This is a genomic window from Velazquezella soli, assembly GCF_977018685.1.
Genome location: NZ_CDRNXF010000004.1, coordinates 2,633,985 through 2,647,765, shown reverse-complemented (window position 1 = coordinate 2,647,765; position 13,781 = coordinate 2,633,985). Strand labels below are relative to the sequence as shown.

Sequence of the window (13,781 nt, the reverse complement as noted above, 5' to 3'; positions counted from 1 at the left end):
GTAGGTAGATAGATCATGTTGCAAGACCAGGATCGCATTTTCACCAATATCTACGGTCTCAAGGACAAGTCCTTGAAGGGCGCGATGAGCCGTGGCCACTGGGATGGTACGAAGATCATCATCGAGAAGGGCCGCGACTGGATCATTAACGAGATGAAGGCTTCCGGTCTTCGTGGTCGTGGTGGCGCAGGCTTCCCGACCGGCCTCAAGTGGTCCTTCATGCCGAAGGAATCGGATGGTCGCCCGCACTACCTCGTCGTCAATGCCGACGAATCGGAGCCTGGCACCTGCAAGGACCGCGAAATTATGCGCAACGATCCGCATACGCTGATCGAAGGCTGCGTGATTGCCGGTTTCGCCATGAATGCGCACACCGCCTACATCTATGTCCGCGGCGAATATATGCGCGAACGTGAAGACCTGCAGGCGGCGATCGACGAATGCTATGCCGCCGGTCTTCTCGGTGTGAACAACAAGAACGGCTGGGATTTCGACATTTACGTCCATCACGGCGCCGGTGCCTATATCTGCGGCGAAGAGACGGCGCTGCTCGAAAGCCTCGAAGGCAAGAAGGGCCAGCCGCGCCTGAAGCCTCCGTTCCCGGCCAATATGGGTCTCTACGGCTGCCCGACGACCGTCAACAACGTCGAATCGATTGCCGTTGCACCGACGATCCTTCGCCGTGGCGCCACCTGGTTCTCGTCGATTGGTCGCCCGAACAATGTCGGCACCAAGCTGTTCATGGTCTCCGGCCACGTCAACAAGCCCTGCACCTTCGAAGAAGCGATGGGTCTGTCGTTCCGCGAGATCATCGAGCATCATTGCGGCGGTATCCGCGGCGGTTGGGATAACCTTCTCGGCGTCATTCCCGGCGGCGCGTCCTGCCCGATCGTTCGCGGCGAAGACATGGCCGATGCCATCATGGACTTTGACGGCATGCGCGACGTGAAATCGTCGTTCGGCACGGGCGGCATGATCGTCATGGATAAGTCGACCGACGTCATCAAGGCGATCTGGCGCATCGCAGCCTTCTTCAAGCACGAGAGCTGCGGCCAGTGCACGCCGTGCCGCGAAGGCACGGGCTGGATGATGCGCGTTCTCGAGCGGATGGTGCGCGGCAACGCGCAGAAGCGCGAAATCGACATGCTCTTCCAGGTATCAAAGCAGATCGAAGGCCACACGATCTGTGCGCTCGGCGACGCGGCCGCTTGGCCGGTCCAGGGCCTGATCCGTAATTTTCGCCCCGAAATCGAGGCGCGTATCGACCAGTACACCAAGGACTCGACCTCACACGGCGCAGTTCTGGAAGCAGCGGAGTAACCGGACGGCATCGGCCTGAAGGTTGAAAAGAATTCGAAGGACAAAGGTGTTGGCGGGCTTGCCGCGATCGCCGCTTGGTCCGAAACAGATATTGCCCGGTTCGAAGACGACCTGGGTTTCGATGGGCGCATTTCGCTGGGCGACTGGGTCGGCCAGGCGAGGGCGCTGTTGAAGTAAGAATGTGTCCCTCGGCGAAACGGCTGATGGATGAACTGAGGGCGTAGTTAAGACGATGACGAAGCTGAAGGTAGACGGCAAGGAAATCGAAGTCCCGGATCATTTCACGCTGCTTCAGGCGTGTGAGGAAGCCGGCGCCGAAATCCCGCGCTTTTGTTTCCACGAGCGTCTGTCCGTGGCAGGCAACTGTCGCATGTGCCTGATCGAGGTAAAGGGTGGCCCGCCAAAGCCGGCGGCATCCTGCGCGATGGGCGTGCGCGATATTCGCGGCGGCCCGAATGGCGAGCTGCCGGAAGTCTTCACCAACACGCCGATGGTCAAGAAGGCCCGCGAAGGCGTGATGGAATTCCTGCTCATCAACCATCCGCTGGATTGCCCGATTTGCGACCAGGGTGGCGAATGCGACCTGCAGGATCAGGCGATGGCCTTCGGCATCGATAGCTCGCGCTACACCGAAAACAAGCGCGCCGTCGAAGACAAGTATATCGGCCCGCTCGTCAAGACCGTGATGAACCGCTGCATTCACTGCACGCGCTGCGTCCGCTTCACGACCGAAGTCGGCGGCATTTCTGAGCTTGGTCTTATCGGCCGCGGTGAAGATGCCGAAATCACGACCTATCTCGAGCACGCGATGACCTCGGAGCTTCAGGGCAACGTTGTCGATCTCTGCCCCGTCGGTGCGCTCACCTCCAAGCCGTTCGCCTTCACGGCCCGTCCTTGGGAACTGAACAAGACCGAATCGATCGACGTCATGGATGCCGTCGGCTCCGCAATCCGCGTCGACACCCGCGGCCGCGAAGTGATGCGCATCATGCCGCGCGTCAACGAGCAGGTGAACGAAGAGTGGATCTCGGACAAGACCCGCTTCATCTGGGACGGTCTGAAAACCCAGCGCCTCGATCGCCCTTACGTCCGCAAGGATGGCCGTCTCCAGGCTGCAAGCTGGGCTGAAGCCTTTGCGGCGATCAAGACAGCCGTTTCCGCGACATCAGGCGACAAGATCGGTGCGATTGCCGGCGATCTCGCTTCGGTCGAGGAAATGTACGCGCTGAAGTCGCTGATGAACTCTCTCGGTTCGCAAAACCTCGATTGTCGCCAGGACGGGACGGCGCTCGATCCGTCGCTCGGCCGTGGCAGCTACATCTTCAACCCGACCATCGAAGGAATCGAACAGGCCGGTGGCCTGCTTCTGATCGGCGCCAACCCGCGCTATGAGGCTTCGGTTCTCAACGCCCGCATTCGCAAGCGTTTCCGGCGCGGCAACTTCCCGATCGGCGTGATCGGCGAAGTGAGTGAACTGCGCTACGCCTATGACTATCTCGGCGCCGGTCCGGACTCGCTTGCCGAGCTTTCCTCCGGCAGCAACAGCTTTGCCGAAAAGCTGCGCGGCGTGAAGAACCCGATGATCATTGTAGGGCAGGGGGCTCTCTCGCGTCCGGATGGTCTAGCCATTCTCCAGGCAGCGGCAAAGCTTGCCGGTTCCGTTGGCGCGCTGACCGACGAGTGGAACGGTTTCGGCGTCCTGCACACCGCAGCATCGCGCGTAGGTGGCCTCGATCTCGGCTTCGTGCCGGGTGCCAAGGGTGCCAATGCCGCAACCATGCTGAAGTCGATGGACGTTATCTTCCTGCTTGGCGCCGACGAGATGGAGTTCTCGACGAAATACGCCAAGTTCACAGTCTATATCGGCAGCCACGGCGATAACGGCGCGCATACCGCCGACGTCATCCTGCCGGCCGCGACCTACACGGAAAAGTCCGGAACCTGGGTCAACACCGAAGGCCGCGTCCAGATGGGCAACCGTGCCGGCTTCGCGCCGGGCGAAGCCCGCGAGGATTGGGCAATCATCCGCGCCCTGTCAGACGTGCTCGGCAAGAAGCTGCCGTTCGACTCGCTCTACGCTCTGCGCGCGAAGCTTTATGCGGATCACCCGCATTTTGCGGATCTCGACGAGATCGCGACCGGCTCGGTCAACGACATCGCCACCCTCGGCCTGAAATCCGGTGAGCTTTCCAAGGGCGGCTTCACTACGCCGATCAAGGATTTCTATCTGACCAACCCGATCGCCCGCGCATCTGCCGTCATGGCGGAGTGCTCGGCACTGGCCCGCAACAATTTCCAGGTTGCGGCGGAGTAATATGAACATGGATTCGTTCTTCTGGACCTACGTTTGGCCGGCACTGATCATGGTTGGGCAGTCTCTTCTGCTCCTGGTCTGCCTTCTGGTCTTCATTGCCTATATCCTTCTCGCCGACCGCAAGATCTGGGCGGCCGTTCAGCTGCGCCGTGGTCCGAACGTCGTTGGTCCGTTCGGTCTGTTCCAGTCCTTCGCCGACCTTTTGAAGTTCATCCTGAAGGAGCCGATCATTCCGGCTGGCGCCAATAAAGGAGTCTTCCTTCTGGCGCCGCTGATTTCGGTGACGCTGGCGCTCGCCACCTGGGCGGTCATTCCGTTCAGCCAGAACTGGGTTATCGCCAACATCAATGTCGGTATCCTCTACGTCTTCGCGATCTCGTCGCTCGAAGTCTACGGCATCATCATGGCCGGCTGGGCATCGAACTCGAAATACCCGTTCCTCGGCGCGCTCCGCTCCGCGGCGCAGATGGTGTCTTATGAAGTCTCGATCGGCTTCGTCATCGTCTCAGTCCTGCTCTGCGTCGGTTCGCTCAACCTGACCGATATCGTCAATGCACAGCACGACGGCCTCGGCACGATGATGGGTCTGCCGGCTTCGTTCCTCGACTGGCACTGGCTGGCGCTGTTCCCGATGTTCGTGATCTTCTTCATCTCGGCCTTGGCAGAAACAAACCGTCCCCCGTTCGATTTGCCGGAAGCGGAATCCGAACTTGTCGCCGGTTACATGGTCGAGTATTCGTCAGCGCCATACATGATGCTGATGCTCGGCGAATACGCCGCCATCCTGATGATGTGCTCGCTGACCACTATTCTTTTCCTCGGAGGCTGGCTGCCGCCGGTAGACGTCTGGTTCCTCAACTGGGTTCCCGGCATCATCTGGTTCATGCTGAAAGGCTCCATGGTCTTCTTCATGTTCGCTATGGTGAAGGCCTTCGTACCGCGCTATCGCTACGACCAACTCATGCGTCTCGGCTGGAAGGTGTTTCTGCCTCTGTCGCTCGCCATGGTCGTGATCGTTGCATTCGTGCTGAAACTGATGGGATGGGCATGATCATGGCCCGTTCGTCACTCGGCATCATTGGAGAATAAGATGGCTATTGCCCAGGCTATCAACTCGCTGTTCCTGAAGGAATTCGTCGGCGCCTTCTTCCTGTCGATGAGGTATTTCTTCAAGCAGAAGGCGACGATCAACTACCCGTTCGAAAAGGGTCCGGTCTCGCCGCGCTTCCGTGGCGAACATGCACTGCGCCGCTATCCGAACGGCGAAGAGCGTTGCATCGCCTGCAAGCTGTGCGAGGCGATCTGTCCCGCCCAGGCGATCACGATCGAAGCCGGCCCGCGCCGTAACGACGGCACCCGCCGCACGGTGCGTTACGATATCGACATGGTGAAGTGCATCTACTGCGGCTTCTGCCAGGAAGCCTGCCCGGTCGATGCGATCGTCGAAGGTCCGAATTTCGAATTCTCGACGGAAACCCGCGAAGAACTGTATTTCGACAAGGCACGTCTTCTCGAAAACGGCGATCGTTGGGAGCGTGAAATCGCGCGCAACATCGGGATCGACTCGCCCTACCGGTAACGGGGCGAGCATGCCGTCGCTCTGATCGGGCGCCGGGCAAGCATTGGTCATTTAATCTCGGTGCGTTCGAAGCGCCGGGTTCTGACGGGCAGGGGGCTTTTTGGAAGCGCCGCCCGATGAGGAACGAAAAGGCACCACGATGGGTCTGCAGGCTATCTTTTTCTACATCTTCGCGTTCATCGCGGTGGCGTCGGCGTTCATGGTCATCTCGGCCAAGAACCCGGTCCATTCGGTGCTCTTCCTCATCCTCACCTTCTTCAATTCGGCGGGCCTGTTCCTGCTGACCGGGGCCGAGTTCCTGGCGATGATCCTGCTCGTCGTCTATATCGGCGCGGTCGCGGTTCTCTTCCTGTTCGTCGTGATGATGCTCGACATCGACTTTGCCGAACTGCGGTCCGGTATTCTTCAATACGCGCCGATCGGTATCGTCATCGGGCTGATCCTCGCGGCTGAATTGATCGTCGTGATCGGCGGCTCGGTCCTGGCACCGGAGGCAGCGAAATCCATCACGATGCCGATCCCGAACCCAGCCGTGCGCACCAACACGGCCGCCCTCGGCGATGTGCTCTATACGAATTACGTCTATTTCTTCCAGCTCGCCGGCATGGTGCTCCTGGTCGCAATGATCGGCGCCATCGTGCTGACGCTGCGCCATCGCACCAACGTCAAGCGTCAGGATATTTCGAGGCAGGTCGCACGCTCGCCGGAAACCGCCGTCGAGGTGGTCAAGGTCAAGTCCGGTCAGGGTCTCTGAAGGTAGCGGGAACAAGGAACAACAAACATGGAAATCGGTCTTTCCCACTATCTCACGGTCAGCGCCATCCTGTTCACGCTCGGCGTGTTCGGCATCTTCCTGAACCGCAAGAACGTCATCATCATCCTGATGTCGGTCGAGCTTATCCTGCTCGCGGTCAACCTCAACATGGTGGCCTTCTCGTCCTTCCTGAATGACATCGTCGGCCAGGTCTTCGCACTGTTCATTCTGACCGTCGCTGCTGCGGAAGCCGCCATCGGTCTTGCAATTCTCGTCGTCTTCTACCGCAACCGCGGCTCGATCGCGGTCGAAGACGTCAACATGATGAAGGGCTGATCGGGTCATGATCTACAAGGCAATCGTCTTTCTTCCCCTGATCGGCTTCCTGATCGCCGGCCTGTTCGGCCGCCAGATCGGCGCCAAGGCTTCCGAATACGTCACCAGCGGTCTGATGATCATCGCGGCGATCCTCTCCTGGATCGTCTTCTTCAACGTGGCCCTTCACCACGGCGAAGCCGGCGAAGTCATCAAGGTTCCGGTAATGCAGTGGATGCAGTCCGGCGGCATCGACGTCGAGTGGTCGTTCCGCATCGATACGCTGAGCGCGATCATGTTCGTCGTCGTCAACTCCGTGTCGACGCTCGTGCACATCTACTCGATCGGCTACATGCACCACGATCCGCATCGCCCGCGGTTCTTCGCCTACCTGTCGCTGTTCACCTTTGCGATGTTGATGCTGATCACGTCCGACAACCTGGCCCAGATGTTCTTCGGCTGGGAAGGCGTGGGTCTCGCGTCCTATCTGCTGATCGGCTTCTGGTACAAGAAGCCGTCCGCATCGGCTGCGGCCATGAAAGCGTTCATCGTCAACCGCGTCGGCGACTTCGGCTTTATCCTCGGCATCGCCGGCCTGTTCGTGCTGTTCGGCTCGATCAGCTTTGAAACCATCTTTGCCGCTGCTGCCAACTACCTGCCGGCTGAAGGTGCACCGGAAGCGACGCAGGTCGTTGCCAATATCTTCGGCATGGAACTGACACGGGCGACAGCACTCACCGTCGTCTGCCTGCTTCTGTTCATGGGAGCCATGGGCAAGTCGGCGCAGTTCCTGCTGCACACCTGGTTGCCGGACGCGATGGAAGGCCCGACCCCGGTCTCGGCCCTCATTCACGCAGCAACCATGGTCACCGCCGGCGTCTTCCTCGTCGCCCGCATGTCGCCGGTGTTTGAACTGTCGCCGGATGCGCTGACGATCGTCACCATTATCGGTGCGATCACGGCCTTCTTCGCGGCAACCGTCGGCCTCGTGCAGAACGACATCAAGCGCGTCATCGCCTATTCGACCTGTTCGCAGCTCGGCTACATGTTCGTGGCACTCGGCGTCGGCGCATATGGTGCCGCCGTATTCCACCTGTTCACCCATGCCTTCTTCAAGGCACTCCTGTTCCTCTGCGCCGGCTCGGTGATCCATGCCGTCGATGGCGAACAGGACATGCGCCACATGGGCGGCCTCCGCTCCCACATCAAGCTCACCTTCGCGATGATGCTGATCGGCACGCTTGCCATTACCGGCGTTGGCATTCCGTTCACGCCGATCGGTTTTGCAGGCTTCTTCTCGAAGGACTTCATCATCGAGGCGACCTACGCATCCCATTCGCCGGTTGCAGGCTTTGCCTTCACTCTGCTGGTCATTGCCGCGATGTTCACAAGCTTCTATTCGTGGCGCCTGATCTTCCTCACCTTCTTCGGCAAGCCGCGTGCGAGCCATGAAGTGATGCATCACGTCCATGAGAGCCCCAACGTCATGCTGGTGCCGCTCTACATCCTGGCAGCCGGCGCAGTGCTCGCTGGTGTCGTGTTCAAGGAATTCTTCTACGGCCACGACTACGACGCCTTCTGGAAGGGCGCGCTGTTCACGTCCGAGCAGAACGAACTGCTGCACGAGTTCCACCACGTGCCGGCACTGGTGGCGCTGTCGCCATTCATCGCCATGCTGATCGGACTTGTCACCGCCTGGTACTTCTACATCAAGTCGCCGGAAACCCCGAAGCGTCTCGCCGCTTCGCAGCAGGGCCTCTACCAGTTCCTGCTGAACAAGTGGTATTTCGACGAACTCTACGACTTCCTCTTCGTCCGCTCGGCCAAGGCTCTCGGCCGCTTCCTGTGGAAGAAGGGTGACGTCGCCGTCATCGATAACTACGGCCCCAACGGCGTCGCCGCCCGCGTGGTCGATATCACCGACCGGGTGGTCAAGCTGCAGTCCGGTTACCTTTATCACTACGCGTTCGCGATGCTGATCGGCGTCGCCGCCCTCGTCACATGGATGATGCTCGGGAGCTCAATGTAATGACCGACTGGCCAATTCTCTCGACGGTCACCTTCCTGCCGCTGGTTGGCGTTCTCCTCCTCTTGCTGACAAACGGCGAGGGGGCGAACGGTCGCCGCAACGTGCTCAACATCGCGCTCCTGACGACGGTCGTCACCTTCATCGTCTCTCTGTTCATCTGGATCGGTTTCGACAATTCGAACCCGGGCTTTCAGATGGTCGAGAAGCATGAGTGGCTGAGCACGGGGATTTCCTATCATCTCGGCGTCGACGGCATCTCCATGCTGTTCGTCATCCTGACGACATTCCTGATGCCGTTCTGCGTGCTTGCCAGCTGGGAAGCGATCGAGAAGCGCATCAAGGAATACATGATCGCCTTCCTGCTTCTGCAGGTGGCCATGACCGGCGTCTTCGTCGGCCTCGATATCGTTCTGTTCTACATCTTCTTCGAAGCGACGCTGATCCCGATGTTCATCATCATCGGTGTCTGGGGCGGCAAGGATCGCGTCTACGCCTCCTACAAGCTGTTCCTCTATACGCTTCTCGGTTCGGTTCTGATGATGCTGGCTGTCATGGCTATGTACTGGCAGGCCGGCACGACCGATATGACCGAGCTTCTGAAGTTCGGCTTCCCGGCCGGCGTCCAGACCTGGCTGTGGCTTGCATGCTTTGCAGCCTTCGCGGTCAAGATGCCGATGTGGCCGGTCCACACCTGGCTTCCGGATGCGCACGTTCAGGCTCCGACCGCAGGTTCGGTCATCCTGGCCGGTGTCATGCTGAAGCTCGGCGGTTACGGCATGATCCGTATCCTCTTGCAGATGTTCCCACTGGCATCCGAGTACTTCGCGCCAATGGTGTTTGCGCTGTCCGTCATTGCCATCATCTACACCTCGCTGGTGGCGATGATGCAGGACGACATCAAGAAGCTGATCGCTTACTCGTCGGTTGCCCACATGGGCTACGTCACGATGGGTATCTTTGCGGCTAACCAGCAGGGCGTGCAGGGTGCGATCTTCCAGATGCTGTCGCACGGCATCGTTTCCGGCGCGCTCTTCCTCTGCGTCGGTGTTGTCTATGACCGCCTCCATACCCGCGAGATCTCGGCTTACGGTGGTCTCGTCAACAACATGCCGAAATATGCCGTCGCCTTCATGATCCTCACCATGGCGAATGTCGGTCTTCCGGGAACGTCCGGCTTCGTCGGCGAATTCCTGACGATCATGGGCGTTTTCCGGGTCAACACCTGGGTGGCACTGTTTGCCGCTACCGGCGTCATCCTTTCCGCGTCCTATGCGCTCTGGCTTTATCGCCGGGTCATTTTCGGGGCACTGGAAAAGGAAAAGCTGAAGGCACTTCTCGACCTTTCGACGCGAGAGAAGTTCCTGCTCTACCCACTGGTCGCGCTCACGATTTTCTACGGTTTCTATCCAATGCCGGTCCTCAACGCGACCGCAGCCTCGGTGGATCTCGTGGTGAACAATTACTCCGCAGCCTTGGCCGCAGCAAAGAACCTTGCACTCAACGTGCACTGAGACGGGACGAAACTGGACATGACCGCTGAACTCTTGAGCCAAAGCCTGCGTCTGGCCCTGCCGGAAGTCATCCTGGCCGTAGGCGCGCTCGCCCTTCTGATGATTGGCGTCTTCTCCGGCGAGAAATCCGCTCCGCTGGTCACCGGTCTTGCGATCGCCCTTCTGGCGGTCGTAGGCGCCATGCTGATCTTCATGACCGGCGACGGCCAGGCCTTTGGCGGCGCCTTCGTATCGGATACGTTCGCCCGCTTCATGAAGATCCTGGCACTGATCGGATCGATCACCGCCATGGTCATGTCGATGGGACAGGCCAAGGCGCTGGAACTCGACAAGTTCGAATTCCCGGTTCTCCTGGTGCTCGCGACGCTCGGCATGATGGTGCTGATCTCGGCCAACGATCTGCTCGCCTTCTATCTCGGCCTCGAACTGATGTCGCTGGCGCTCTATGTCGTCGCCGCCTTTAGCCGCGACAACCTGCGTTCCACGGAAGCGGGCCTCAAGTACTTCGTTCTCGGCGCCCTGTCGTCGGGCATGATGCTTTACGGCATGTCGCTGGTCTACGGCTTCACCGGCAATACCGGCTTTGATGAAATCGCCACCGTTCTGTCTTCTGAAGAGCGCGGCCTCGGCCTCATCTTCGGCATGGTATTCATTCTTGCCGGCGCCTGCTTCAAGATCTCCGCCGTGCCGTTCCACATGTGGACGCCGGACGTATATGAAGGTGCACCGACCCCGGTGACCGCCTTCTTCGCATCGGCGCCCAAGGTTGCGGCCATGGCAATCCTCGTCCGCGTCGTCTCGGAAGCCTTCCTGCCGATCCTTTCCGATTGGCGCCAGATCATCGTCTTCGTGGCGATCGCATCGATGCTGCTCGGTTCCTTCGCGGCTATCGGTCAGAAGAACATCAAGCGCCTGATGGCCTATTCCTCGATCGGCCATATGGGCTACGCTCTGGTCGGCCTTTCTGCCGGCACCGAGACCGGCGTCTCCGGCGTCGTGCTCTACATGACCATCTACATGGTGATGACGCTCGGCACCTTTGCCTGCATCATGGCGATGCGCCGCGAAGACGGTACCTATGTCGAAACCGTGGAAGATCTCGCAGGTCTTTCCTCGACCAAGCCCTTCATGGCGCTGGTGCTGACGGCTCTGATGTTCTCGATGGCCGGCATTCCGCCGCTCGCAGGCTTCTTCGCCAAGTACTTCGTGTTCGTGGCGGCGATCGAAGCTAAGCTCTATGCGCTGGCAATCATCGGCGTGCTCTCCTCCGTTGTCGGGGCGTATTACTACCTACGCATCGTCAAGCTGATGTGGTTCGATGAGCCGAAGGGTCAGTTCGCCCGCGTCTCCGGCGAACTGCGTCTGATCTTCGGTCTGTCCGGCCTGTTCGTCGTCGCCTATGTGCTGATCGGTGGACCGATCGGCTCGGCCGCCAGCGCTGCAGCGAAGTCGTTCTTCTGAGGATGACGTTGAGGGGCCGAAGCCTGTCGCTCGATGCGTTTCGTCACGAAGCCCTGAACGAGGTCGGCTCCACCAACACAGAATGCCTCGCCCGCGCCCGTGGGGGCGAAGCCGGTTTGTTGTGGTTGACCGCCAGCCGCCAGACAGACGGCCGTGGTCGCCGCGGCCGCGCCTGGACGTCAGAGCCCGGCAATCTCTATGCCTCGCTGCTGCTGATCGATCCGGCGCCACCAGAGCGCCTCTCGTCGCTCCCGCTTGCTGTCGCTGTCGCTGTTCACGCCGCCCTGCGGGCCGTTCTTCCCACCGGTGGAGAGCCGCTCGAGGTCAAATGGCCGAACGATATCCTGATCGGCCGCAAGAAAACCTGCGGTATCCTCATTGAAAGCGAAGCGCTTCCGGGCGGCCACCGTGCGCTCGTGATTGGCATCGGCATCAATATTCGCCACATGCCCGATAGCGCACCCTACGGTGTCACACGTCTCCACGACCAAGGGTCTTCTGCGTCCCCAGAGGATGTCTTCGCACATCTTTTCAGGGAGATGGCGACAGTTCTGGAGGAATGGGACGAGGGTCGGGGTATTACCACAGTCGTCGACAGATGGCGCCGCGTCGCATGCGGAATTGGTGAGAAAATTACGGTAAATCTACCTGAGCGCTCGCTAAACGGCACATTCGCAGGTATCGATGACACTGGATTTCTGCTGCTTGATACCGGCCATGGCTCTTTGATGCCGATCGCAGCAGGCGATGTATTTTTTGCAAGAACGGAATAACAATAAAAATGGCTAAACAGGACGAACTGGTGTTCCTGCCGCTTGGCGGCGTGGGTGAGATCGGCATGAACCTCGCTCTCTACGGCTACGGAACGCCGGACAAGCGGCAGTGGATCATGGTCGATTGCGGCGTCACTTTTCCAGGTCCGGACCTGCCGGGCGTGGATCTTGTCCTACCCGATATCCGGTTTCTGACGGCCCAGAAGAAAAACATCAAGGCGATGATCATCACGCACGCGCATGAGGATCATTACGGCGCCATGAATGATCTGTGGCCCGGCCTCAACGTGCCGGTCTACGCCTCGCCGTTTACCGCGGGCATGCTGGAAGCAAAGCGGAATTACGAAGGCACGCGCGCCGAAATCCCGATCACCATCTTCAAGGCTGGCGACCGCATCAATGTCGGCCCGTTCGAGATCGAAGCCGTCGGCGTCAACCACTCGATCCCAGAGCCGATGTCGCTGGTCATCCGCACGCCGCTCGGAAATGTCGTCCATACCGGCGACTGGAAGATCGACCATGCGCCGTCGCTCGGGCCACTGACCGACGAGAACCGTTTCCGCGCGATCGGCGACGAGGGCGTTCTCGCACTGATGTGCGACAGCACCAATGCGCTGCGCGAAGGCGTTTCCCCCTCCGAAGAAGAAGTGTCGGAAGGCCTGCGCCAGGTCATCCAAAATGCTGCGGGCAGGGTGGCGATCACCACCTTCTCGTCGAATGTCGGCCGCATCCGCTCGATCGCCGAAGCAGCGGACGCCGCCGGCCGCGAAGTGCTGCTGCTCGGCTCGTCGCTGAAGCGCGTCGTTGCCGTTGCCCGTGATCTCGGTATCATGGAAGGCATCAAGCCCTTCATCTCCGAAGACGAGTTCGGCTACATCCCGCGCGACAAGGTCGTCGTGATCCTGACGGGCAGCCAGGGCGAGTCGCGCGCAGCGCTTGCCAAGATCTCCCGCGACGAGATGCGCAACGTCGCCTTCGCAGCTGGCGATACGGTCGTATTCTCCTCGCGCACCATTCCGGGCAACGAAAAGCCGATCATCGAGATCAAGAACGCGCTGATCGAACAGGGCATCAAGATCATCACCGACTCGGATGCGCTTGTGCATGTTTCCGGCCACCCGCGCCGCAATGAACTTCTGAAGATGTACGAGTGGACGAGACCGGAGATCCTCGTGCCTGTTCACGGCGAGGCAGCCCACCTTACCGCCCAGGCAGCGCTCGGCGCCACCGCCGGCATCAAGACCATCCCGCGCGTGCGCAACGGCAATATTTTGCGTCTCGCACCGGGCCCGGCCCAGGTCATCGACGATGCGCCACATGGCCGCGTCTTCAAGGACGGCAAGCTGATCGGCGACTTTGAGGAAATGGGTATCGGCGACCGCCGCAAGCTCTCCTTTGCCGGTCACGTCTCGGTCAACGTGCTGCTCGACAGCCGCTTCGACTTCCTGAGCGATCCCGACGTCGTTGCCTTCGGCATGCCGGAGGTCGACTATGAGGGCGAGGACATGGAGGACACGCTTTATGACGCGGTTCTCAATGCGATCGAAAGCATCCCGCGCGCCCGCCGCAAGGATCTCGACATGCTGCGCGAAGCCGTGCGTCGCTCCGTCCGTTCCGCGGCCAACCTGGCGTGGGGCAAGAAGCCGGTCGTGACGGTGTTCGTCTCCAAGGTCTAAGGCGCCGTCGCCAAACCAAGTCTGCCCGCGGCCTCCGACACCTTCTCCT

General features: G+C 60.1%; 11 protein-coding genes. All 11 read left to right on the top strand.

Features of this window, described 5'->3' with window-relative positions; translation table 11 throughout:
• The first annotated feature begins 15 nt into the window (after nucleotides 1-15).
• Nucleotides 16-1,320, top strand: a complete 1,305-nt coding sequence (nuoF, locus tag AC0JZ8_RS16435) for an NADH-quinone oxidoreductase subunit NuoF (RefSeq protein WP_062453233.1) — start codon at nucleotides 16-18, stop codon at nucleotides 1,318-1,320.
• Nucleotides 1,321-1,552: 232 nt separating this feature from the next.
• On the top strand, nucleotides 1,553-3,634 hold the full coding sequence (nuoG, locus tag AC0JZ8_RS16430) for an NADH-quinone oxidoreductase subunit NuoG (RefSeq protein ID WP_471892962.1): 2,082 nt from the start codon (nucleotides 1,553-1,555) through the stop codon (nucleotides 3,632-3,634).
• 7 nt (nucleotides 3,635-3,641) lie between these two features.
• A complete protein-coding gene (gene nuoH, locus AC0JZ8_RS16425; RefSeq protein WP_062454722.1) occupies nucleotides 3,642-4,685 on the top strand; it encodes an NADH-quinone oxidoreductase subunit NuoH in 1,044 nt (347 codons plus the stop codon).
• A gap of 39 nt (nucleotides 4,686-4,724) precedes the next feature.
• Nucleotides 4,725-5,213: an NADH-quinone oxidoreductase subunit NuoI gene (gene nuoI / locus AC0JZ8_RS16420; RefSeq protein ID WP_062580005.1), complete on the top strand. Its 489-nt coding sequence runs from the start codon at nucleotides 4,725-4,727 to the stop codon at nucleotides 5,211-5,213.
• A gap of 139 nt (nucleotides 5,214-5,352) precedes the next feature.
• Complete coding sequence (locus AC0JZ8_RS16415) at nucleotides 5,353-5,967, top strand: NADH-quinone oxidoreductase subunit J (RefSeq protein WP_471893384.1); 615 nt, start codon at nucleotides 5,353-5,355, stop codon at nucleotides 5,965-5,967.
• 27 nt (nucleotides 5,968-5,994) lie between these two features.
• The gene (nuoK, locus tag AC0JZ8_RS16410) at nucleotides 5,995-6,303 is read left to right on the top strand and encodes an NADH-quinone oxidoreductase subunit NuoK (RefSeq protein WP_062453229.1); all 309 of its coding nucleotides are present in this window, start codon (nucleotides 5,995-5,997) and stop codon (nucleotides 6,301-6,303) included.
• Between the two features lie 7 nt (nucleotides 6,304-6,310).
• Nucleotides 6,311-8,311, top strand: coding sequence for an NADH-quinone oxidoreductase subunit L (gene nuoL, locus AC0JZ8_RS16405; protein ID WP_430256412.1), 2,001 nt, complete (start codon nucleotides 6,311-6,313; stop codon nucleotides 8,309-8,311).
• Nucleotides 8,311-9,822, top strand: a complete 1,512-nt coding sequence (locus tag AC0JZ8_RS16400; protein WP_062453227.1) for an NADH-quinone oxidoreductase subunit M — start codon at nucleotides 8,311-8,313, stop codon at nucleotides 9,820-9,822. The genes nuoL and AC0JZ8_RS16400 overlap by 1 nt, the downstream gene beginning before the upstream one ends.
• Nucleotides 9,823-9,840: 18 nt before the next feature.
• Nucleotides 9,841-11,283 (top strand): NADH-quinone oxidoreductase subunit NuoN, encoded by a 1,443-nt coding sequence (nuoN, locus tag AC0JZ8_RS16395; protein WP_062580011.1) that lies wholly within the window; start codon nucleotides 9,841-9,843, stop codon nucleotides 11,281-11,283.
• A gap of 2 nt (nucleotides 11,284-11,285) precedes the next feature.
• Nucleotides 11,286-12,056 carry a biotin--[acetyl-CoA-carboxylase] ligase gene (locus tag AC0JZ8_RS16390; RefSeq protein WP_471892961.1) on the top strand — a complete coding sequence of 257 codons (771 nt, stop codon included), beginning with the start codon at nucleotides 11,286-11,288 and terminating at the stop codon, nucleotides 12,054-12,056.
• Between the two features lie 8 nt (nucleotides 12,057-12,064).
• On the top strand, nucleotides 12,065-13,732 hold the full coding sequence (locus tag AC0JZ8_RS16385; protein ID WP_184654927.1) for a ribonuclease J: 1,668 nt from the start codon (nucleotides 12,065-12,067) through the stop codon (nucleotides 13,730-13,732).
• Nucleotides 13,733-13,781: the final 49 nt, after the last annotated feature.